Origin of the sequence: Marinobacter segnicrescens, from assembly GCF_900111555.1 — a bacterium.
GTDB lineage: Bacteria > Pseudomonadota > Gammaproteobacteria > Pseudomonadales > Oleiphilaceae > Marinobacter > Marinobacter segnicrescens.
The window spans coordinates 150,485-171,916 of the sequence record NZ_FOHZ01000008.1; the positions used below are offsets into that span (position 1 = coordinate 150,485).

The 21,432-nt window shown below is 60.7% G+C and carries 21 protein-coding genes; 15 read left to right on the forward strand and 6 right to left on the reverse strand.

Features of this window, described 5'->3' with window-relative positions; all coding sequences use genetic code 11:
* Positions 1-21: 21 nt before the first annotated feature.
* Genes BM036_RS10315 through BM036_RS10335 form a run of 5 tightly spaced genes read right to left on the reverse strand, consistent with a single transcriptional unit; the run spans position 22 to position 5,483 of the window.
* Positions 22-291 carry a K+/H+ antiporter subunit F gene (locus BM036_RS10315; RefSeq protein ID WP_091851374.1) on the reverse strand — a complete coding sequence of 90 codons (270 nt, stop codon included), beginning with the start codon at positions 289-291 and terminating at the stop codon, positions 22-24.
* Positions 288-779, reverse strand: coding sequence for a Na+/H+ antiporter subunit E (locus BM036_RS10320; protein ID WP_091851377.1), 492 nt, complete (start codon positions 777-779; stop codon positions 288-290). The genes BM036_RS10315 and BM036_RS10320 overlap by 4 nt, the downstream gene beginning before the upstream one ends.
* Entirely contained in the window at positions 779-2,296 is a 1,518-nt protein-coding gene (locus tag BM036_RS10325) for a monovalent cation/H+ antiporter subunit D (RefSeq protein ID WP_091851380.1), read from the reverse strand. Before BM036_RS10325 ends, BM036_RS10320 begins: the two co-directional genes overlap by 1 nt.
* The gene (locus tag BM036_RS10330) at positions 2,293-2,673 is read right to left on the reverse strand and encodes a Na+/H+ antiporter subunit C (RefSeq protein WP_091851383.1); all 381 of its coding nucleotides are present in this window, start codon (positions 2,671-2,673) and stop codon (positions 2,293-2,295) included. The genes BM036_RS10325 and BM036_RS10330 overlap by 4 nt, the downstream gene beginning before the upstream one ends.
* Before the next feature lie 2 nt (positions 2,674-2,675).
* Entirely contained in the window at positions 2,676-5,483 is a 2,808-nt protein-coding gene (locus tag BM036_RS10335) for a monovalent cation/H+ antiporter subunit A (RefSeq protein WP_091851388.1), read from the reverse strand.
* Positions 5,484-6,207: 724 nt separating this feature from the next.
* Here BM036_RS10335 and urtA point away from each other — a divergent pair.
* The 15 genes from urtA to BM036_RS10410 all read left to right on the forward strand — a co-directional run bounded on the left by urtA (position 6,208) and on the right by BM036_RS10410 (position 19,836).
* On the forward strand, positions 6,208-7,461 hold the full coding sequence (urtA, locus tag BM036_RS10340; RefSeq protein WP_091851467.1) for an urea ABC transporter substrate-binding protein: 1,254 nt from the start codon (positions 6,208-6,210) through the stop codon (positions 7,459-7,461).
* Between the two features lie 151 nt (positions 7,462-7,612).
* On the forward strand, positions 7,613-9,211 hold the full coding sequence (gene urtB, locus BM036_RS10345; RefSeq protein ID WP_091851391.1) for an urea ABC transporter permease subunit UrtB: 1,599 nt from the start codon (positions 7,613-7,615) through the stop codon (positions 9,209-9,211).
* 63 nt (positions 9,212-9,274) lie between these two features.
* Positions 9,275-10,411, forward strand: a complete 1,137-nt coding sequence (gene urtC / locus BM036_RS10350; protein ID WP_091851394.1) for an urea ABC transporter permease subunit UrtC — start codon at positions 9,275-9,277, stop codon at positions 10,409-10,411.
* Positions 10,408-11,232 (forward strand): urea ABC transporter ATP-binding protein UrtD, encoded by an 825-nt coding sequence (urtD, locus tag BM036_RS10355; protein ID WP_091851396.1) that lies wholly within the window; start codon positions 10,408-10,410, stop codon positions 11,230-11,232. The genes urtC and urtD overlap by 4 nt, the downstream gene beginning before the upstream one ends.
* Positions 11,233-11,931 carry an urea ABC transporter ATP-binding subunit UrtE gene (gene urtE, locus BM036_RS10360; RefSeq protein WP_091851399.1) on the forward strand — a complete coding sequence of 233 codons (699 nt, stop codon included), beginning with the start codon at positions 11,233-11,235 and terminating at the stop codon, positions 11,929-11,931.
* Positions 11,928-12,824 (forward strand): urease accessory protein UreD, encoded by an 897-nt coding sequence (locus BM036_RS10365; RefSeq protein WP_091851402.1) that lies wholly within the window; start codon positions 11,928-11,930, stop codon positions 12,822-12,824. The genes urtE and BM036_RS10365 overlap by 4 nt, the downstream gene beginning before the upstream one ends.
* A 195-nt stretch (positions 12,825-13,019) precedes the next feature.
* Positions 13,020-13,322, forward strand: a complete 303-nt coding sequence (gene ureA / locus BM036_RS10370; protein WP_091851405.1) for an urease subunit gamma — start codon at positions 13,020-13,022, stop codon at positions 13,320-13,322.
* 174 nt (positions 13,323-13,496) lie between these two features.
* Positions 13,497-13,802: an urease subunit beta gene (locus BM036_RS10375; RefSeq protein WP_091851408.1), complete on the forward strand. Its 306-nt coding sequence runs from the start codon at positions 13,497-13,499 to the stop codon at positions 13,800-13,802.
* A 277-nt stretch (positions 13,803-14,079) separates the two neighbouring features.
* Complete coding sequence (ureC, locus tag BM036_RS10380) at positions 14,080-15,783, forward strand: urease subunit alpha (protein ID WP_091851411.1); 1,704 nt, start codon at positions 14,080-14,082, stop codon at positions 15,781-15,783.
* Positions 15,784-15,794: 11 nt separating this feature from the next.
* Entirely contained in the window at positions 15,795-16,322 is a 528-nt protein-coding gene (gene ureE / locus BM036_RS10385) for an urease accessory protein UreE (protein ID WP_091851414.1), read from the forward strand.
* On the forward strand, positions 16,306-17,013 hold the full coding sequence (locus tag BM036_RS10390) for an urease accessory protein UreF (RefSeq protein WP_091851417.1): 708 nt from the start codon (positions 16,306-16,308) through the stop codon (positions 17,011-17,013). Before ureE ends, BM036_RS10390 begins: the two co-directional genes overlap by 17 nt.
* A 196-nt stretch (positions 17,014-17,209) precedes the next feature.
* Complete coding sequence (gene ureG, locus BM036_RS10395; RefSeq protein ID WP_091851420.1) at positions 17,210-17,848, forward strand: urease accessory protein UreG; 639 nt, start codon at positions 17,210-17,212, stop codon at positions 17,846-17,848.
* A 39-nt stretch (positions 17,849-17,887) separates the two neighbouring features.
* Positions 17,888-18,469: a HupE/UreJ family protein gene (locus BM036_RS10400; protein WP_091851423.1), complete on the forward strand. Its 582-nt coding sequence runs from the start codon at positions 17,888-17,890 to the stop codon at positions 18,467-18,469.
* Positions 18,470-18,640: 171 nt separating this feature from the next.
* Positions 18,641-19,423 carry a nuclease-related domain-containing protein gene (locus BM036_RS10405; RefSeq protein WP_091851426.1) on the forward strand — a complete coding sequence of 261 codons (783 nt, stop codon included), beginning with the start codon at positions 18,641-18,643 and terminating at the stop codon, positions 19,421-19,423.
* 38 nt (positions 19,424-19,461) lie between these two features.
* Positions 19,462-19,836, forward strand: coding sequence for a hypothetical protein (locus BM036_RS10410; protein WP_091851429.1), 375 nt, complete (start codon positions 19,462-19,464; stop codon positions 19,834-19,836).
* 266 nt (positions 19,837-20,102) lie between these two features.
* Here BM036_RS10410 and BM036_RS10415 read toward each other — a convergent pair whose 3' ends face one another.
* The gene (locus BM036_RS10415; RefSeq protein ID WP_091851433.1) at positions 20,103-21,275 is read right to left on the reverse strand and encodes a PDDEXK family nuclease; all 1,173 of its coding nucleotides are present in this window, start codon (positions 21,273-21,275) and stop codon (positions 20,103-20,105) included.
* Positions 21,276-21,432 lie beyond the last annotated feature (157 nt).

A 21,432-nucleotide genomic window follows, 5' to 3' on the forward strand; every position in this document is an offset into this window, starting at 1 on the left:
GGATTCCATGATCGTGACTCCTTATTCAATAACGCTGCCGCGCTTGAGGTACTTGGCCATGGCCACGGTGCCGACAAAGCCCATAACGGCCATCAGCAGGGCGACCTCCAGGTAAAGCCGGGTGCCGAGCACCAGGTCCAGCAGGATAACCAGGGCGATGCCATTGATGTACAGGGTATCCAGGGCGAGGATGCGGTCGGGGGCATCCGGGCCCTGGACCAGTCGGTACACGTTCAGCAGGACTGCCACGCCAACGAGGGCCAGCGTGATGTAGAGCGCGATGGTCATCATCGGAACATCTCCAGCAGGGGCTTCTCGTAACGCTGGTGGATGGAGCGGATCAACTCCGCATCGTCATCCACGTCCAGGGCATGGATCAGCAGAAGAGTGCCGTCATCACTGACGTCCGCACTGACCGTGCCCGGGGTCAGGGATATGGTGCTGGCCAGGATGGTGATCCCCAGCGGATGTTCCAGCTTGAGCGGGTAGGAAACGAACGCCGACCGTGGCTGTCGCGGGCTGAGAATCAGGATGGTGACAGTTACGCTTGCCACCACAATGTCATACAACACCACGACCAGGTAGCGCACCAGTACCCAGGGCTTTTGCATGCGTGGGCTGTCGGGCCAGAATTGGCGGGTGATCTGGGGAATCACGATACCCAGGATCAGTCCCATGACGACACTGGCCCCGGTCACACCATCGGCCAGGAACTGCCAGACAATAAACAGCGCAACCGACAGCCAGGGTTGCGGAAAACCAAAACGTGCAGCTGTCATTATTCGTCCTCCCCGACCATAGCAGTGTCCAGGATGCTCGTGTAGGCGGATGTGTCCCGCAACTGCTCGGCGGCGGCATCGGTATAGTCACTGAGCGGCCCGGCGCCGAACACGATCACAACGCTCATGGCAACCAGTGCACCTGCGCCTACGGTGTGGGGAAAGTTCAGTCGTTCCGGTTGATCAATGTGACCGTCCACGTTGCGCCAGAAAACGATACTCCCCGCCCGGCTGTAGGCGACCAGCGACAGGAAGCCGGCGAACAGGATAACCGCCCAGAGCGCTGCCATTTGAAGCCCGGGAACCGCGGCACTCATGATCAGCAGTTTGGCAAAGAACCCGCTCAGGGGAGGTAGCCCCGCCGCTGAAACAGCGCCCAGCATGAACATGACACTGATAAACGTGCGGTTACGCATCCGGGGGGCTGTGACGATCTTGTCGCCCGCGGAACCCCGCTGGCCGGCGATCAGGTCCACCACCAGGAACAGCCCCGCGGCCACCCAGGTGGTGTGCACCATATAGAACAGGGCCGATGACAGGCCTTCTTTGCTGACCAGGGAAAAGGCCGCCAGAATGGTGCCTACCGATACCACTACCTGCCAGGCCACCATGGTACGAAGCCCACCGGAGCCCATCATCCCGATCACGCCTACAATCATGGTCAGCAGGGCCAGTGGGAACACCCAGTCCATACCCAGGTTGGCCAGCGCCCCGGCATTTTCGCCGAAAAGCAGGGTATAGACGCGGATAATGGCGTAGACGCCCACTTTGGTCATGACCGCGAACAGTGCTGCCACGGGGGCAGTGGCGCTGGCGTAGGCCCGGGGTAGCCAGAAGGTCAGGGGCAGCAGGGCCGCCTTGAGGGCGAATACCACCAGCAGGATCATGCCGCCGGCCTCAACCAGGGGCAGGTCCGCGGCCCCAAGCTCCGGAATGATCCGGGCCAGGTCTGCCATATTGAGCGTGCCGGTAACGCTGTAGATCATCCCCACGCTGATCAGGAACAGCGCAGAACCTGCCAGGTTCAGGACCACATAGTGCAGGCTGGGAACCGTGCGTGCAGTACCCTCGCCATGGAGCAACAGGCCGTAGGATGCGATCAGCAAAACCTCGAATGCAACAAACAGGTTGAACAGGTCGCCAGTCAGGAAGGCTATGTTCAGCCCCATCAGCTGGAACAGGAAAAGGGCGTGGAACTGGCGGCTGCTGACATCGGTCCGCCCCAGTGAGAACAGGTGGCAGAACAGGGCCAGCAGGGCAGTAATGAACAGCATCAATGCCGCCAGTCGGTCCAGCACCAGCACAATACCGAACGGTGGTGCCCAGTTGCCAAAGGCGTAGGCCCGATAGCTGCCGTCATCGGCCAACATCAGCAGGATCACGGTGCTGACCAGCAGCAGGCCAGTGGTGGCCAGGCCCAGGGTTCGGCGCAGACTCAGTGGAGCGTACCCCATGAAGACCTGCAGGAAGCCGCCAATCAGGGGGATCAGGACAGGCGCAGTAAGCCAGTGATTCATTGGCCGGTCTCCTCCCGGGGTTGCTCGATACTCTGGTGATCTTCGGGTTCCTCTCTCGGGATATTGCCATCCACATGGTCATCCCCGGTATCTGCCCGGGAGCGGAGCGACAACACCACCACGAACGCCGTCATGGCAAAGCCGATAACAATGGCGGTCAGTACCAGGGCCTGGGGCAGCGGGTCCGAGTAGGTGTCCGTACTGCCGATGATGGGCTGGCCGCCAGTCATCAGGCGCCCGGTGGAGAACAGGAACAGATTGACGCCGTAGGACAGCAGGGTCAGCCCCACCACCACCGGAAATGTCCGGGCACGGAGTACCAGGTAGACGCCGGAGAAGGTGAGTGACCCGATAATGAGAGCGAAGGCGAGTTCCATAGTTATGACTCCTTCCGTGCTTCAGTACGGGTCAGCGGCCGGCCGGCAGGGGTCAGCTTGCCGAGACTGACCAGGGCCAGCAGGGTGGCACCGACGACGGTCAGGTAGACGCCCAGATCAAACACCAGGGCGGAGGCCACTTCGAACTTGCCCACCACCGGCCATTCCAGGTAGGTGAATGTGCTGGTGAGGAAGGGGTAGCCATAAGCCAGGCTGCCGGCACCGGCTATGGTGGCGAAGAGCAGCCCCAGTGCAATGACATTGTGGTAGCCCATGGTAATTCGCGCCTGCGTCCAGTTGACACCACTGGCAATGTACTGGATCAGCAGGGCCACTGCGGTTATCAGCCCGGCGATAAAGCCACCACCGGGCAGGTTGTGGCCCCGAAGGAAGATATATACCGACACCATCAGTGCCAGTGGCAGCAGGGGACGCGACATCTGCTTGAGCATGGTGGGATGTGCGTCAAATGCCCAGGGGTGGCCTTGGCCATCAGTGGGGGGAGCCGACAGCTGACGGTTGCGCAGCATGGCGAAGATGCCCAGCGCAGCGATGGCCAGCACCGTGATTTCACCAAGGGTATCAAAGCCCCGGAAGTCCACCAGGATCACGTTGACCACGTTGGTGCCGCCTCCGCCCGGTTTACTGTTCTGCAGGAAATAATCGGAGATGGAGCTGAATGGACTGGTCAGCATGGAGAGGGTGACCAGGGTCATGCCCACGCCGGCAACGCCAGCGATGGCCAGGTCGCGGGTTCGGCGTCCCGCCGAGGCTTCCGTCGGCGTCCAGGAGGGGAGGTAGTAGAGGGCCAGCATCAACAGGATGATGGTCACCACTTCCACCGAAATCTGGGTCATGGCCAGGTCCGGGGCGGATAGCCGGGCAAAGGTCAGCGACACCAGCAGGCCGACCACACTGAGCATAATCAGCGAGGTCAGTCGCTCCCGGTGGAGATACACAGTGCCCAGTGTGCAGAAGATCAGGATAGCGGCACCCACGGCCGTCGGAGGGTCGATGGCCGTCAGGCCGTTACTGCCAATCAGGTCCATGCCGGTCAGTGGTACAGCTGCAACCACAATGGCGCTGACCACCAGCAGCATCGCGTAGCGCTGTAGTGAACCATTCTCCAGTAGCGCGGTGAAGCTGTTGGCGCGCTCAACCAGCCAGGACACCACCGCCTCGAAAACCGCCTTTTCGTCGATTTCCTTGAAGCGGGCATGGAAATCAAAGAACTTCTGGCGCTGTGAATACATGATCAGGCCACCGACAAAGGCTGCCACGCTCATCATCAGCGGCAGGTTGAAGCCGTGGAATACAGCCAGCCCGTAGTCGGGTACCTCGCCGGCCAGGGTCGCAGAGGCTGCTGCATTGAGGAGCGGACCTACCGAAAACGCCGGGAATACACCCACCAGGATACAGGCGACCACCAGGATCTCCACCGGGATCTTCATGTACCTGGGTGGTTCATGGGGCGGGTAGATCGGCAGGTTTCGGGGTTTTCCGTTAAAGAACACGTCGTGGATAAAGCGGGCGGAGTAGGCCACCGCAAAAATGCCGGCCAGCGTGGCTACAATGGGCGGAATCCATGCCCAGATGCCCGGCAGGTTCAGGCTCAGGGCTTCGGCAAAGAACATTTCCTTGGACAGGAAGCCGTTAAGCAGTGGTACCCCGGCCATGGACGCTGCCGCCACCATCGCCAGGGTGGCGGTATGGGGCATGTATTTCCACAGGCCGTTGATCTGTCGCATATCCCTGGTACCGGTCTCGTGGTCGATAATGCCGGCCGCCATAAACAGGGACGCCTTGAAGGTGGCGTGGTTGATGATATGGAACAGCGCCGCCACCGCCGCCAGCTCGGTACCCATGCCCAGCAGCAGGGTGATCAGGCCCAGGTGACTGACCGTTGAGTGGGCCAGCAGGCCTTTCAGGTCGTGCTTGAAGAGGGCGACATAGGCGCCTATCAGCAGGGTGATCATGCCGGTAAAACTGACCATGAAGAACCATTGCTCGGTACCGGCCAGGGCCGGGTAAAGCCGCGCCATCAGGAAGATACCCGCTTTCACCATGGTCGCCGAGTGCAGGTAGGCTGAAACCGGGGTGGGTGCCTGCATGGCGTGGGGCAGCCAGAAATGGAACGGGAACTGGGCAGACTTGGTAAAGGCCCCCAGCAGGACCAGGGTCAGCGCGTACGGGTAGAGCGCGTGGGCCTTGATCTGGTCGCCGGCGGCCAGTACATCGTCCAGTTCAAAGGAGCCGACAATGCGGCCGATCAACAGGATGCCGGCCAGCAGGGCCAGGCCACCGCCCCCCGTGATAGCCAGGGCCATACGGGCACCCCGGCGCGCGTCCTGTTTGTGGTTCCAGAAGCTGATCAGCAGGAAGGACGTCAGGCTGGTGAGCTCCCAGAACACCATCATCAGGAGCAGGTTGCTGGACAGGACAATGCCCAGCATGGAGCCCTTGAAACACAGCAGCAGGGCGTAGAATTTGCCGACGTTTTCCTGGGGTTTCAGGTAGTAGCGGGCATAGAGGATGATCAGCAGGCCAATCAGCAGGATCAGCAGGGCGAACATCAGCGACAGTCCGTCCAGCCGGAAGCTCAGGTTAATGCCGAGCTGAGGCAGCCACTCCAGGCTCTGTACGATGGTGCCGCCTTCCGCCAGTGTGCCCCACATGGGGAACAGCGTGGCTAATGCCAGCAGTGCCGGCACCGATGAGGCTATGGCAATCGCGGTTCGCCCACCCTGGGCGAACAGGGGCGCAGCAATGGCCCCCAGAAATGGTAGTAACACCACCAGCGACAGTGTCATCGCAACCTCTTTTCTCAATTCTTCTGGTCGGTGGAGAGGCCGTAAAACGGGCCTCGCCCTGAAATCCTGCTACTGCCAGTAAAGGACAGTATTGCGGCCAGGATGTGGCCGCACCAAGACGCTTACCGGGAAGCGACGGGCGGGTCCGGAAAATAGGGCAGGCGTCCGCTGAGATGAATGGCGGGCACGTGCGACAGGGCCGGGTTCATGCCTGGCTTGGGCCGACAGTCGGCAGAACAGGGCTGAAGAATCATAAGACTCCCTTAAAAGTGCACGATCCTGATCATACGTGGCGACTGACGCAGGTCAAGTTTCGCGGCGGCCTATCGCCTGTATAGCGGCGTTTGATTTGCGAATTTGCGGACCTGCCTGCAGCGATTGCCTGCCTTCTGCCGGTGCGCGATCAGTTCACTGCACCATAATCGCCTCTTTCCTTACCAGGGCGCCTCATTGCGGTGCGTATCTTGTTGCGCGGCGCACCAATTGGGGATCCCTGTATGGGCTTTTAGGTTTTGCTGTTGTCCTATCCTGATGATTTAAAAGAATAAAAAAATGGCACTTTGCTGTGGCACACCTGTTGCAAAACCCAGTGCATGAAGCGATCGGAGAAATGTCGCTCCGCGCCATAACGGCGCACCCATAACCTGAGAACGAGGATAGGCACGTGACAACATTCAAGAAGCGTCTGGCCAGCGTTGCACTGGCTACTGCACTGGGTACCGGAATGAATCTCGCCCATGCCCAGGAAGATCCCATCAAGGTGGGCATCCTGCATTCCCTCTCCGGCACCATGGCCATCAGTGAAACGGTACTGAAAGACACCGTGGAAATGCTCATCGAACAACAGAACGCCGAGGGAGGTCTGCTGGGCCGTGAACTTGAAGCCGTGGTGGTGGACCCTGCTTCCAACTGGCCGCTGTTCGCCGAGAAGGCTCGCGAGCTGCTGGCCCAGGAAAAGGTGGACGTCATCTTCGGCAACTGGACCTCAGTCTCCCGTAAGTCGGTGTTGCCGGTGGTGGAGGAACTCAACGGCCTGCTGTTCTACCCGGTCCAGTACGAAGGTGAAGAGTCTTCCGAGAACGTCTTCTATACCGGCGCGGCTCCCAACCAGCAGGCCATCCCGGCTGTTGATTACCTGATGAACGAACTCGGCGTTGAGCGCTGGGTACTGGCGGGCACCGACTACGTCTACCCGCGCACCACCAACAAGATCCTTGAGACCTACCTCAAGGACCAGGGCGTGGCCGCCGAAGACATCATGATCAACTACACCCCCTTCGGCCATTCGGACTGGCAGAACATCGTCTCGGATATCAAGAGTTTCGGTTCTGCCGGAAAGAAGACTGCCGTGGTGTCCACCATCAACGGTGATGCCAACGTGCCTTTCTACCGTGAGCTGGGCAACCAGGGCATTTCGGCCACCGACATCCCGGTGGTTGCCTTCTCGGTGGGTGAGCAGGAGCTCTCCGGTATTGATACCGGTCCGCTGGTGGGCCACCTGGCCGCGTGGAACTACTTCATGAGCGTGGATTCTGACGCCAACTATGACTTCATCGACCAGTGGATCGAGTACACCGGCGACGAGGCAGCGGTCACCAACGATCCCATGGAAGCCCACTACATCGGCTTCAACATGTGGGTTGAAGCGGTGCAGAAAGCCGAAACCACCGAGGTGGATGCGGTCAAGGACGCCATCATCGGTGTCACCGTGCCCAACCTGTCCGGCGGCTACGCCACCATGATGCCGAACCATCACATCACCAAGCCGGTGCTGATCGGTGAGATCCAGGACAATGGCCAGTTCTCCATTGTCTGGCAGACACCGTCCACCGTCGCTGGCGATGCCTGGTCGGATTTCCTGCCCGGCTCGCGGGACCTGATTGCTGACTGGCGTGCCCCCATGCGCTGCGGCAATTTCAACGTCAAGGAAGGCAAGTGTGGTGCGTCTGCCGGTGAGCAGGCGGCCGCAGCGGAGTAACCGGCCCACGGACCGGGGTGGCGTCACCGCCCCGGTCTCTCTTGCCACTTTTTTCTGTGTCCCGTTCGCCCTGAGCCTGTCGAAGGGAGCTTGTCGAAGGGCCGTGGATTCAGTGGCAAATTATTCACCAGAAAGCTGACAGGACCACACCATGAGCATCCCCAGATGGCTCACCGTCTTGCTTATTGTCTTGCTGACAGCCCCCGGCCTGGCGACAGCCCAGGAGGGGGACTCTGCCGAGGCACTACTGGAACAGTTGGCAGAAGCCTCGCCCCGGGACACCGAAACGGCCATCAAGGCCATCGCCACCAGTGGCCATGAACGGGCCCGCGACTGGATGGACGCCTACGGCAACAATCGCCTGAGCCAGGTAAAGGACACCGGCCAGATCGTCGTCGTACTCAACAACCGTGGCCGCGACTGGGAAGTGGCCGATGCATTGACCGGTGAAAACCTGGGGGAAATGTCCCGGCGTGACCTGGACCGGATCGCGGTCAATAACGCGATCCGCCGTCAGCTGGAAGGCGTCATGGCGATGATGGACCTGTACGCGAATGACGTCGGGGTGCGAGAGGCCGCAGCCCTCGACCTGATGGGCAAGGTGGATGGGGCCATTGTCGGGGATGTCACCGCTCGTATCGAAGAAGAGCCGGATGCCGACATCCGCAGTCGCCTGGAACTGGCTGTGGCCATCTACCAGATTGAAGAGCAGGGCAGTGCGGAAGCGATCAGCGTGCTGGCGGGCAGCCTTCACCCCCGTGCCCGGGCCGCGCTCAATAACGCCGTGGCCTCGGAAGACCCGGCCCTCAGGCCCGCTGCCGAACAGGCGCTGGGCTCCATTGAGCAGAAGCTGAAGCTGAACAAGACGGCCGAGACCCTCTATTTTGGCCTCTCGCTCGGCTCGGTACTCGTACTTGCCGCTATTGGCCTGGCCATCACCTTCGGCGTGATGGGCGTCATCAACATGGCCCACGGCGAACTCATCATGCTGGGTGCCTACACCACCTGGGGCATGCAGCAACTGCTGCCAGGCCAGCCGGGCCTGGCATTGATTCTCTCTATCCCGGCCGGTTTCCTGGTCGCAGCGCTGGCAGGCATCGCAATTGAGCGCAGTGTGATCCAGTTCCTCAAGGGGCGCCCGCTGGAAACCCTGCTGGCCACCTTCGGCATCAGCCTGATCCTGCAGCAACTGGTGCGAACCGTGATCTCTCCCCAGAACCGCACCGTGGTCAGCCCGGAATGGATGAGTGGCTCACTGGTTATCAACGATGCCCTGTCGCTGACCCTTAACCGCATGTATGTGCTGGGTTTCGCCCTGGTGGTGTTCGCAGCGCTCATGCTCATCATGCGCCGTACCCGGCTGGGGCTGGAAGTACGCGCCGTCACCCAGAACCGCGCCATGGCCCGTTCCATGGGTATCCGGGCTACCCGCGTCGACATCATGACCTTCGCCCTGGGTTCCGGCGTCGCCGGGCTGGCGGGCGTGGCCCTGTCCCAGCTCACCAACGTGGGTCCCAACCTGGGCCAGAACTACATCATCGACTCCTTCATGGTGGTGGTGTTCGGTGGTGTGGGCAATCTCTGGGGCACCCTGGTGGCGGGCCTGACCCTGGGCACCATCAACCAGTTGCTCGAGCCATGGGCCGGTGCGGTACTGGCCAAGATCATCGTGCTGGTGTTCATCATCCTGTTTATCCAGAAACGGCCGAAGGGGCTCTTCCCCCAGAAAGGCCGAGCGGCAGAGGCATAGGATGCCCTTTATGACCACTTATATCCGCGCCAATCAAACAATTAGCAAGACAGGACACCTGTTATGTGGCTAACCAGACCTCTACAGGAACGGTCGACTCAGTTGTTCCTCGGAATCCTCTTCATGGCACTGCTGGTGGTCAGCGTGCTGCACGTGGCGCTGCCGGAAGGGCATGCCCTGCATGTCAGTGCCTACACCGTCACCCTGCTGGGTAAATACCTGTGCTACGCCCTGTTGGCGGTGGCTGTGGACCTGGTATGGGGTTACCTGGGCATTCTCAGCCTGGGCCATGGCGCCTTCTTCGCCCTGGGTGGCTACGCCATGGGCATGTACCTGATGCGCCAGATCGGCGATCGGGGCACCTATGGTGATCCCGTCCTGCCGGACTTCATGGTGTTCCTGAACTGGCAGGAGCTGCCCTGGTACTGGTACGGCTTCGACATGGCCTGGTTTGCCTTCGCCATGGTGCTGCTGGTGCCCGGGGCCCTGGCGCTGGTTTTCGGCTGGCTGGCGTTCCGCTCCCGGGTGACCGGCGTCTACCTGTCCATCATCACCCAGGCGCTGACCTTCGCCCTGATGCTGGCCTTCTTCCGCAACGAAATGGGTTTCGGCGGCAACAACGGCCTGACCGACTTCCGCGACATCCTGGGCTTCAACCTGCGCACCGACGAGGTTCGGCTGGGACTGTTCATCGCCACGGGTATCGCACTGGCTCTCGGCTACCTGGTGTGCCGGGCTATCGTCACCAGCAAGCTGGGCCGCGTCAGCGTCGCCTGCCGGGATGCCGAAGCCCGCACCCGCTTCCTGGGTTACCGGGTAGAGCGGGTCCAGCTGTTCGTATTCGTGGTCTCCGCCATGCTGGCGGGTGTGGCCGGAGCGCTTTACGTGCCCCAGGTGGGCATCATCAACCCCAGCGAGTTTTCGCCGCTGTTCTCCATCGAGATCGTGGTGTGGGTGGCCCTAGGCGGTCGCGCCACTCTCTACGGTGCGGTCATCGGCGCCATCCTGGTGAACTACGCCAAGACCGTGTTCACCGGTGTGATGCCGGATGCCTGGTTGTTTGCCCTGGGGGCGTTGTTCGTGCTGGTCACGGTGTTCCTGCCCCAGGGGATCGCCGGCCTGTTGAAGAAGCGCCGCAAGCCCATCGATGTCGGCTCCGGGCCGTCGCAACCCGCCACTGCCGCGGAGGCCACGCCATGAGCATCATGTCCGAACTGGCCAACCGGGATCAGGTCTTCAGCTTCCTTACGCCCACGGACTCCCCGGTGGACGTGCGCCACGGCCCGATCCTGTATATGGAGGACGTCAACGTCAGCTTTGACGGTTTCAAGGCCATCAACAACCTCAACCTGACCATCGATGACGGCGAGCTGCGCTGCATTATCGGCCCCAACGGCGCCGGCAAGACCACCATGATGGACATCATCACCGGCAAGACCCGGCCCGATACTGGTTCTGTCTGGTTCGGCAGCCGCCACAACCTGCTGCAGATGAACGAGCCGGATATTGCCAGCCTCGGCATCGGCCGAAAGTTCCAGAAGCCCACGGTGTTTGAGGCCCTGAGCGTCTTCGAGAACCTGGAGCTGGCCATGGCTGCAGACAAACGGGTATTCCCCACACTGACCGCCACCCTGAAACCGGAGCACCGGGAGCGCATCGATGCCGTGCTGGAAACCATCCACCTGAAAGACCTGCGGGATCATCCCGCCGGCATTCTCTCCCACGGCCAGAAACAGTGGCTGGAGATTGGCATGCTGTTGATGCAACGCCCGCGCCTGCTGCTGGTGGACGAGCCGGTGGCCGGCATGACGGAACAGGAAATGGAGCGCACTGCCGACCTGCTCACCAGCCTGGCGGGCAAGCAGTCCGTGGTGGTGGTTGAGCACGACATGGGTTTTGTCCGCTCCATCGCCCGCAAGGTCACCGTCCTGCACCAGGGCAGTGTGCTGGCAGAAGGCACCATGGACCAGGTCTCCAACGACCCGGAAGTGATCAAGGTCTACCTGGGGGAGGACGCCTGAATGTTGCAGATCGAGAAACTCAACCAGTACTACGGCGAGAGCCACACCCTCTGGGACCTGGACCTGGACGTGCCCCAGGGCCAGTGCACCTGCGTGATGGGCCGCAACGGCGTCGGCAAGACCACCCTGATGAAATGCATCATGGGCGAGGAAAAGGTTGAAAGCGGCAGCATACGCTTTGCCGACGAACTGGACCTCATCAAGCAACCCCTGGAACAGCGGGCCCGGCTGGGCATCGGCTACGTGCCCCAGGGCCGGCAGATCTTTCCGCTGCTCACCGTGGAAGAAAACCTGCGCACCGGCCTCGCGGCCCGGGGCGATGGCCAGAAAATCATCCCGGAGCGGATCTACGAACTGTTCCCGGTCCTCAGGGAAATGAAGAACCGTCGCGGTGGCGACCTCTCCGGTGGCCAGCAACAACAACTGGCCATCGGCCGCGCGCTGGTCATCGAGCCCAGGCTGCTGATCCTGGACGAGCCGGGGGAGGGCATCCAACCCAACATCGTCGCCCAGATCGGCGAAGTCATCCGCAAGCTGATCGCGGAAGATGGCCTGACCGTGTTACTGGTGGAGCAGAAGCTGCCCTTTGCCCGCAAATACGCCGACCGCTTCGCCATCCTCGACCGGGGCCGGCGCATGGCCGAGGGCGAAATCGGCGAGCTGTCCGATGAACTCATCAAGCAGTACCTGACAGTATGACCATCTATCAGCCACTACCGGAGATGGCCGATTCCGGCCACCGCTTCGACCAGGGCCGCCGCTGGGCCGCCAGCCTGACCCTGGGCTTTGAGGGCCGACAACAGGACGGCCGCCCGGTGACCCGCATGACCACCGCTCGCCATTGCGGCCCGTTGCGGGTGCAGCGGCCCTTCTACCCGGAAGGCCGCCACGGCTGCTGCCACGTCTACCTGTTGCACCCACCGGGGGGACTGGTCAGCGGTGATGCGTTACAGATCAATGCCAGTGTTGGCACCGGTGCCCATGCCCTGCTGACCACCCCGGCCGCCGCCAAGCTCTACAAGGCGGACAGCCACGGCGTCGCCTGGGCCCAGCATACAAAGCTGACTGTGGACGACGGCGGCACCCTGGAATACCTGCCCCAGGAAACCCTCGCCTTCGACGGTTCCCGTGGCACCCAGACCACCACCATTGAAATGGGCAGCCGCAGCCGCTTCATCGGTTGGGAAGTGCTCGCCCTCGGCCGCCCAGCCAGCGAACTGCCCTTCGCCACCGGCCAGCTGCAACAGCGCTTCCACCTGACCCGCGACGGTACCCCCGTGTGGCAGGAACGCCAGACCCTCGACCCCAAACACCGCCGCTTTAAAGGCAAATGGGGGCAGGGCGGCCACACCGTACAGGCCACCCTGTGGACCGTAGGGCTGGACAACGAGGCCGACGCTATCGAACACCTGCGCGCAGAACTCCCGGACAACCCCCGCTGGGCCGTCACCCGGCGGGGCGGCGTCCTCCTGCTGCGCTACCTGGGTAACCAACGCAACGAAGCCTGGGCCATTTGCCAACAGGCCTGGGAAATACTGAGGCCAAGACTGACCGGCCAGCCGGCCCATGTACCAAGAATCTGGCTGACCTAGCAGTTAGCGGACCTGGCACAAAATTGAAGCATTAACCCCCCTCTCCCCTGGAGGGAGAGGGCCGGGGTGAGGGGGAGGCGCCAAAGGCGCCCAAGGCCGCAAACACCGTGCGGGTAGTCCCCCCCTCTCCCCAACCCCTCTCCCGCGTAAGGGAGAGGGGCTAAAGCCGAACACCGGACACATCGGAGCAAAACGATGGAACTGACACCCAGAGACAAAGACAAGCTGATGCTCTTCACCGCCGCCCTGCTGGCGGAACGACGCAAGGCCAAGGGCCTGAAGCTCAACTACCCCGAAGCCGTCGCCCTCATCAGCGCCGAAATCATGGAAGGCGCCCGGGAAGGCCGCAGCGTCGCCGACATGATGAGCGCCGGCCGCGAAGTGCTCACCCGTGACGACGTCATGGAAGGCGTGGCGGAAATGGTGGACGAAGTCCAGGTGGAAGCGACTTTTCCAGACGGCACCAAGCTGGTCACGGTCCACAACCCCATAGTCTGAAAGCCGGATGAGAAGCTACCTGCGTTGCCACTGCGGCGTTAAAAGAAGGCTCAAAATGCTCATTTATACATGCATAAACTGCGCTTTTTCGCCTTCTTTGGCCCGGGCGGCGATCCGCTTGCATTGGCTGCCTTGCCAACGCTTCTCATCCGCCTTTAACGGAGGCTTTTTCTTATGATTCCCGGCGAATACCAAATCCAGGACGGCGACATCGAACTCTGTGCCGGCCGAGAACGCATCACCGTCGAAGTGGCCAACACCGGCGACCGCCCGATTCAGGTCGGCTCCCACTACCACTTCGCCGAAACCAACCCGGCGCTGCGGTTCGATCGAAAAAAGGCTCGCGGTTACCGCCTCGACGTGGCGGCTGGTACAGCGATCCGGTTTGAGCCAGGGCAAACGAGAGAAGTGACCTTAATACCGTTCACTGGCGGAAGAGAGATCTACGGTTTTCGAGCAGAAGTAATGGGAAAGCTCTGAGGGCTGCAACCAAGGTCCGGGGAGACGGTCGGGTGACCCTTTCCGGGACCTTCAAAAACATGGGTGGGACGCGAACAGCGTTCCACGGTCTGGCCAGGGAAGGCCAGGCCTGGACCTTTTTTGCGACGCAGGAGCAATTAGCAAAAAAGGTTTTCGAAGAGCCTCCAGGGAAGGATCCACGGCGTGTCCCGGAAAGGGTCACCCGAGCGGCTCCTGCCCCCCAGAGTCAAAGAACAGACATGGCACCTACGCTCAACCAAGGAAAGCGAGGCACCCAATGAAAATAAGCAGACAGGCCTACGCCGACATGTACGGCCCCACCACCGGGGACCGCGTCCGCCTGGGCGACACCGAACTGTGGATCGAAGTCGAAAGCGACGCCACCCACTACGGCGACGAAGTCAAATTCGGCGGCGGCAAAGTCATCCGTGACGGCATGGGCCAGAGCCAGCGGGCCGACCACACCGTCATGGACACCGTCATCACCAACGCCCTGATCCTCGACTGGTGGGGCATCGTCAAAGCCGACGTCGGCATCCAGGGCGGCAGAATCGCCGCCATCGGCAAAGCCGGCAACCCCGACACCCAACCCGATGTCCAGATCGTCATCGGCCCCGGCACCGAAATCATCGCCGGCGAAGGCAAAATCCTCACCGCCGGCGGCATCGACGCCCACATCCACTTCATCTGCCCCCAGCAGGTGGACGAAGCCCTTATGAGCGGAATCACCACCATGCTCGGTGGCGGCACCGGCCCGGCCACCGGCACCAACGCCACCACCTGCACCCCGGGCCCCTGGCACATCGGCAAAATGCTCCAGGCCGTCGACGACATGCCCATGAACATCGGCTTCCTCGGCAAGGGCAACGCCAGCCTGCCCGAGTCCCTGGAACTGCAGCTCAAGTACGGCGCCATGGGCCTCAAACTCCACGAAGACTGGGGCACCACCCCCGCGTCCATTGACAATTGCCTGACCGTCGCCGACAAATACGACGTCCAGATCGCCATCCACACCGACACCCTCAACGAGTCCGGCTTTGTGGAAGACACCCTGGCGGCGTTCAAGGAACGGTGCATCCACACCTACCACACCGAAGGCGCCGGCGGCGGCCACGCCCCGGACATCATCACCGCGTGCTCGAAAGACTATGTGCTGCCGTCGTCCACCAACCCCACACGACCCTACACCGTCAACACCATCGACGAGCACCTGGACATGCTCATGGTCTGCCACCACCTGGACCCCAACATCCCGGAAGACGTGGCCTTCGCCGACAGCCGCATCCGTCGCGAGACCATCGCAGCGGAAGACATCCTCCAGGACATGGGCGTCATCTCCATGATCGCCTCCGACTCCCAGGCCATGGGCCGGGTGGGCGAAGTGGTATGCCGTACCTGGCAGACCGCCCACAAGATGAAAGTCCAGCGCGGCCTGCTGCCGGAAGACGAAGCGCGGGGCGCCGACAACTTCCGCGCCAGGCGCTACATCGCCAAGTACACCATCAACCCCGCCATCACCCACGGCATCGCCCACGATGTCGGCTCTGTCGAAGTGGGCAAGCTGGCCGACCTGGTGCTGTGGAAACCGGCGTTCTTCGGCACCAAGCCCTCCACCATCATCAAGGGCGGCATGATTGCGGCTGCACCCATGGGCGACCCCAACGCCTCCATACCCACACCGCAGCCCGTCCACTACCGCCCCATGTTCGGCGCCTTCGGCCGCGCAGCCAGCCAGACCCGGCTCAGTTTTGTCAGCCAGGCCGCATTCGATGCCGGCATCGGCAAGGAGCTGGGCCTGCGCAGCACGCTTTCCGCCTGCAAGAACGTGCGAAACGTGCGCAAGGGCGACCTCAAACTCAACGACGCCTGCCCGCACCTGACCGTAGACCCGCAAACCTACGAAGTGCACGCCGACGGCGAACTGCTCACCTGCGAACCGGCCACCGAATTGCCCCTGGCCCAGCGCTACCACCTGTTCTGAGGAATGACCAAATGCTGGAACTGACACAACGCATCGAGCCCATGGAACAGGCGGAAATCCACGACACCCTGACCCTGCCCCTGGAACTGCGCATCCGCGGCCGCCTGCGGGCCACAAGCGACACCGGCCACGACGTCGGCCTGTTCCTCGACCGGGGCCCGGTGCTGCGCGACGGTGACTGCCTGCAGGCCAACACCGGCGAGATCATCCGTATAAAAGCAGCGGATGAGCCGGTAGTAACCGCTCACATCGACGCAGGCCTGCCCCTGGCCAAGCTCTGCTACCACCTGGGCAACCGCCACGTACAGCTGAGCATCGGCATGGAAGGGCAGGGCAAAGGCTGGGTCCGCTTCCCGCCGGACCACGTGCTGGAAGAACTGGCCGAACGACTGGGCGCGACACTGGAACACCACCGGGCTCCCTTCGACCCCGAGCCCGGCGCCTACGACAAAGCCGGTCGCGAGGGACACAGTAACGGCCATAGCCATAGCCACAGCCATGATCACGACCACGGGCACAGCCATGGCCACGCACACTGAAGGTACTTGCGTTCAAAACCCCCAGGCTGACCTGGCCCTGCTGGGCCTGATGCAACTGGTCAGCCCGGCCCTGCCCATCGGCGCCTTCGCCTGGTCCCAGGGCCTGGAAAGCGCCTTCGAACTTGGCTGGGTCAACAATGAGGCAGAGCTGGGCGAATGGCTGGAAGGCGTCCTCGACGACGGCCTGAGCCGCTGCGAACTGCCTTTGCTCGTCCGCTTACAGGCAGCCTGGGCCGAAGGGGAAGCAGAAACGGTCAACCATTGGAACCAGTGGCTACACGCCACCCGGGAAACCGCCGAACTGGTGGACGAAGACACCCGCCTGGGCGCGGCCCTGCTAACGCTGCTCAAAAGCCTGAACCTGGCCCCGACCAACGACCTGCTACCGGCCACCCCCGGCTACGTCACCCTGTTCGCCTGGGCCGCCCACAAGCGCAACGTCCCGGTCCGCCAGACCCTGCTCGGCTTCGCCTGGGCCTGGCTGGAAAACCAGCTGGCGGTGGCCTGCAAAGCACTCCCCCTGGGCCACACGGCAGCGCAACGACTGACAGAACGGTTGCGACCCCAGTTGGTGGTGGCCGTGGACGACGCATTGACCCGAACCGACGAAGAACTCGGACCGATCTTACCGGGCCTGGCATTGGCCAGTGCCTTACATGAAACACAGTACTCCCGGCTATTCCGGAGTTAAAACAACGGGGCGGACTGCAACAGAGTACGAAGGCTGTGGGCTGAGATCCCTTTCCGGGACCTTCAAAAACAGGGACGTTTTTGAAGAGCCTCCATGGACGGATTCACGGCGTGTCCCGGAAAGGGATCTCAGCCTGCAGCCCTCCCTGAAGCTCGAAATGCTGTCGCCCAGAGCTAACAGATAAGAGGACACCACCATGAAACACTGTCTGAGAGTAGGAGTAGGGGGCCCAGTAGGTTCCGGCAAGACCGCCCTGCTGCGCCAACTGTGCCTCGCCTTGCGAGACCACTACAACATCGCCGTCGTCACCAACGACATCTACACCCGGGAAGACGCCGACTTCCTCCTCCGCCACGAAGCCCTCGAAGCCGACCGCATCCTGGGCGTGGAAACCGGCGGCTGCCCCCACACCGCGATCCGCGAAGACGCCTCCATGAACCTCGCGGCCATCGACGACCTCCAGAGCCGCCACCCGGACCTCGAACTCGTGCTGGTCGAATCCGGCGGCGACAACCTCTCCGCCACCTTCAGCCCGGAACTCAGCGACCTCACCCTCTACGTCATCGACGTCTCCGCCGGCGACAAAATCCCCCGCAAGGGCGGCCCCGGCATCACCAAGTCGGACCTGCTGATCATCAACAAGATCGACATCGCCGAACAGGTCCACGCCTCCCTGGAAGTCATGGACCGGGACAGCAAGAAAATGCGGGGTGAGCGGCCGTTTGTGTTTACCAACCTGTACGACGGCGTAGGGCTGGAAGAGATCATCAGCTTCATTCTCGAGAAGGGCATGCTGCCTGAGCGCAGACCGAACAAGCAGGCCGAAAGCGCCTAAGCCGCCGGGAACCCGAATTCAGACAACCAGGAGTACACCATGAAACTCACAACCAAACTGCTCACCACTACGGCCCTGCTGCTGACCGCCACCGCTGCCGTCGCACACCCAGGCCACGACCATGGCACCAGTGGCTTCGCCAGCGGCCTGCTGCACCCGCTACTAGGCCTGGACCACCTGCTGGCCATGGCCGCCATCGGCTTCTGGAGTGTGCGCCAGGGAAATGTCATGAAGAACGCAACCCCGCTGTTCGTGGTAGGCGGCATGATCCTGGGCGCCGGCCTCGCCTTCGCAGGCATCGGCCTGCCAGGTGTTGAAACCGGCATAGTCCTGTCCGTCATCGTCGCCGGCATCCTGATTGCCGCCATGGCCAAGCTGCCGACGGCCGTCGGAGCGGCGCTGGTGATGGCGTTCATGGTATTCCACGGCCATGCCCACGGTACCGAAATGCCTTCTGGTGCCGTGCTGGCGGCTTACCTGGCCGGGTTCTCCATTGCGACGCTGGGTATTACCTTTGCCGGACGTGGACTTGGGGCGCTGCTGATGAAAGCGGATAACCGGGTTGCCCGTGGTGTAGGTGCTGGCCTGGCGGCGGTGGGTGGTTACCTGATGGTAGCGTGACCGCTGAAAGACCGGTTTAAGGTTTTGCCCGTCCTGGTTCTGCCGGGGCGGGTTTTTTTATTGTCTTGTAACGACACAGCGGGGCTCTTTAACAAATTTTTTCACACTGGTTAGGCGTCATGTTCTAGAGTAGAGTGAACTAAAAGTAATAAAGCTAATCTGGACGAAAAAATGGATTTTACCGTCATCCTGCAGCCCCTGTGGGAAAAACTCTGGTTCCTGGCTCCCCTCTTTTTGCTGGTCGCTGTCCTCAATTCCGCCCGATTCAAGGGCTGGGTGGGTGAGGCTGTTGTTAACCTGTCCGCTCGATTCCTTCTCGACCACAAGACCTACCACCTGATTCGCAATGTGACCCTGCCGACTGAGGATGGAACTACCCAGATTGATCACCTGATCGTGTCTCCCTATGGGGTTTTTGTGGTGGAGACCAAGAATATGAAGGGGTGGATTTATGGTGGGGAGAGGCAGCGGTATTGGACGCAGAAGATCTATCGGCATTCGCAGAAGTTTCAGAATCCGTTGCACCAGAACTACAAGCACCTGAAAACGGTGGAGGATCTGCTCGGGCTGAGCGATCAGCAGGTGCATTCCCTAGTGGTGTTTGTCGGGGATTCCACGTTCAAAACACCTATGCCCCCAAATGTGACTCAGGGTGGTGGGTATCTTCGGTTTATTAAGTCGCACCGGGACGAGGTGCTGACTTCAGAGCAGATTGAGGACGTGATTGAGCGGGTTGCTTCAGGGCGGTTGGAGGTCTCGCTCCGGACCAGTCGTGAGCACGTGGGGCACGTTAAGACCATCGTAGAGAAAAAGGCGACTGCTGTTGCTTGTCCGAACTGTGGTGGAGAGATGGTTCGGCGGGTTACCAAGCGTGGGGAGCATGCCGGTAAAGAGTTTTGGGGTTGTGGGGCGTTTCCGAAATGTCGTGGAACCCTGTCCCTTCAGTCTGAGTGATATATAAAACAGTCAATTATCGAGGATAAGGAGTCGTAGTGAACAAAGGTATTATCGCAGTTGCCATGAGTTCATTGTTGGTGGGCTGTGCAGTCCAAACCCCTGAGTACCGGCTTGGCCATTTTACAGCAGCATCAAGCTTTAACGTTAGAAACCTCGACTATGATTCGACCAACGCCACCCGGGTTCAGGGAGAGGATTGTCATCAGGTGGGTCGGCCGCCGAATGACTCACGCCTCCAACGGGCAATGGATGATGCCATTCAGAACGGGCAGGATCAGGGCGTTACTGGCGACCTGCTGGTGAACGTGCGGATTGATCAGGTGCAGAAGAATAAGCCAGGTAGCTTCTTTGGACTTCCTGCAGCTCATAACTGTATTGAAGTCGAAGGGGAGTTGGTTACTTTGCGTTGAGGGTTCGCTGCTCGTTTAGGGACCAAAAACTGGACCGAAAACGGCGAAAACTGGGACACGAAAACTGGGACAGATCTATTTTCCAAAAGATTGAAAAATAGATTTGTCCCGGTTTGTTCCCAGTGATGTCTCGTTTGGATGAGGCTCGCCAGGCCTGCAATGCGGCGACGGTTGCAGCCAAGGGGAATAGTGATCCCAGATTGGCGCGAGAGTGGGGTCGGGCCTGTGATCACTACCGTGGGTTGAAGAAGCACTAAGCATTTCGCTCAGCTATCGAACGTACTCAAACTTTCCAGACGTGGTCGGAAAGTGTTTACGAATGCATTCAGCGTTTCTGAAAAAAATGCTTTTACGCTTGCGTCCGAGACCGGTGGCCAATCTCCCTCAATTCGCCGATGCGTGATGACCCGGCAGTTTTTGTCGTCCCATTCAACCGTCAACGGCAGTTCACTATTGATAGCCTCTGCATCGTCTTTCAGTTCCTGGTAAAGCGACAGCCCTTCTTCCGAGCTGGCCAGGCGCAAGAAACAGCCGATTTCAGACTTAGCTTTATAAAAATAGAGTGTTATCCATGCTGTTGTTGAGGACGGCGGCATGGTGAAAAACACATTGCCTTTGGCCAGCGGGTTCGCCATTGGCTGGTCTGGATCATCGAGCCTGAGGTCGTTGATAAACTCTTTCCAGAATTGATGGTATTGCGTCATTAACGGCGAGGGTTGGCTGGAACTTCGATCACCCTCCGGTGATGGTGACTCGCCGAAGTCAGTGATATATACCGTTCTCTGGATCTCTTTGGTTTGGAATAGTGTCCGAGGCTGGATGAAGGTCAGATCTTTATCTTCCGTTTGATAGACCGCTGTTTCGATCACCGCCAGTGTAAATTTCATGTTTGCGGTGTTGTCGAGATACTGGATCATTGCTTGGGTGTCGCTTCTGATCCCATCGCCGGCGATCACCAACATGAAGTCGCCTTGTGCCAGCGAGTTACTGACACCATCAACGAATTCGGCTTCTTCGGTGATCGGATACTGGTTTCGGACCACTTCATAAGGGACGTTCCCCTTCTCTCCAGTCCTGCGCGAGACTTCCCTTTGAAGATCCGAGTAGCTCCAGTTCTGTAGCTCCTTCGCGTAATCCAGAATCTGCCCAATCACTTTCCGCCTGGCTTCCGGATTTCTCCAGAGTTTGGTTTCGACAATGACCAACTTTCCTTGCGGCGTTACGTAGACGATATCGATGGGGCCTGCGGCGGTATTCATTTCCATGCACAGGGGGACGACTTCTCGATATCCTGGATTAATCTCGCCAAAGGGAAGGCTTTGCGGATTCCTGAACAGCTGTTTCTGTAGCCACTGCTCGGAAAAACCTTCGTTGAATGCCAGGCGGAGAAGCGGCCGGGTTTCGGAATTGCCGTTGATGAGAAAGGGGGTAGCCCGCAAGATTCCTGTCCTGTTTAACTGAGTTTGCTTGCTATCCTAGTCCACCGGTGAGGGACTTAACAGTGAGGTGGACCCCATCAGTTGGACAGCCTGAAGGTGCAGTTAAGCTCTGATCCGGCTGTATTCCCGGCTCAAGCTGCCAGGGTCATGGGTTGTT

Bases quoted from the DNA above. Each gene is read 5' to 3' on its own strand.
- urtA (WP_091851467.1), top strand. From the start codon at position 6,208: ATGAATCTCGCCCATGCCCAGGAAGATCCCATCAAGGTGGGCATCCTG.
- BM036_RS10315 (WP_091851374.1), bottom strand. From the start codon at position 291: ATGATGACCATCGCGCTCTACATCACGCTGGCCCTCGTTGGCGTGGCA.
- urtE (WP_091851399.1), top strand. From the start codon at position 11,233: ATGTTGCAGATCGAGAAACTCAACCAGTACTACGGCGAGAGCCACACC.
- urtB (WP_091851391.1), top strand. From the start codon at position 7,613: ATGAGCATCCCCAGATGGCTCACCGTCTTGCTTATTGTCTTGCTGACA.
- BM036_RS10400 (WP_091851423.1), top strand. From the start codon at position 17,888: ATGAAACTCACAACCAAACTGCTCACCACTACGGCCCTGCTGCTGACC.
- ureC (WP_091851411.1), top strand. From the start codon at position 14,080: ATGAAAATAAGCAGACAGGCCTACGCCGACATGTACGGCCCCACCACC.
- ureA (WP_091851405.1), top strand. From the start codon at position 13,020: ATGGAACTGACACCCAGAGACAAAGACAAGCTGATGCTCTTCACCGCC.
- BM036_RS10335 (WP_091851388.1), bottom strand. From the start codon at position 5,483: ATGACACTGTCGCTGGTGGTGTTACTACCATTTCTGGGGGCCATTGCT.
- BM036_RS10375 (WP_091851408.1), top strand. From the start codon at position 13,497: ATGATTCCCGGCGAATACCAAATCCAGGACGGCGACATCGAACTCTGT.
- BM036_RS10390 (WP_091851417.1), top strand. From the start codon at position 16,306: ATGGCCACGCACACTGAAGGTACTTGCGTTCAAAACCCCCAGGCTGAC.
- ureG (WP_091851420.1), top strand. From the start codon at position 17,210: ATGAAACACTGTCTGAGAGTAGGAGTAGGGGGCCCAGTAGGTTCCGGC.
- urtD (WP_091851396.1), top strand. From the start codon at position 10,408: ATGAGCATCATGTCCGAACTGGCCAACCGGGATCAGGTCTTCAGCTTC.
- BM036_RS10330 (WP_091851383.1), bottom strand. From the start codon at position 2,673: ATGGAACTCGCCTTCGCTCTCATTATCGGGTCACTCACCTTCTCCGGC.
- ureE (WP_091851414.1), top strand. From the start codon at position 15,795: ATGCTGGAACTGACACAACGCATCGAGCCCATGGAACAGGCGGAAATC.
- BM036_RS10320 (WP_091851377.1), bottom strand. From the start codon at position 779: ATGACAGCTGCACGTTTTGGTTTTCCGCAACCCTGGCTGTCGGTTGCG.
- BM036_RS10365 (WP_091851402.1), top strand. From the start codon at position 11,928: ATGACCATCTATCAGCCACTACCGGAGATGGCCGATTCCGGCCACCGC.
- urtC (WP_091851394.1), top strand. From the start codon at position 9,275: ATGTGGCTAACCAGACCTCTACAGGAACGGTCGACTCAGTTGTTCCTC.
- BM036_RS10405 (WP_091851426.1), top strand. From the start codon at position 18,641: ATGGATTTTACCGTCATCCTGCAGCCCCTGTGGGAAAAACTCTGGTTC.
- BM036_RS10325 (WP_091851380.1), bottom strand. From the start codon at position 2,296: ATGAATCACTGGCTTACTGCGCCTGTCCTGATCCCCCTGATTGGCGGC.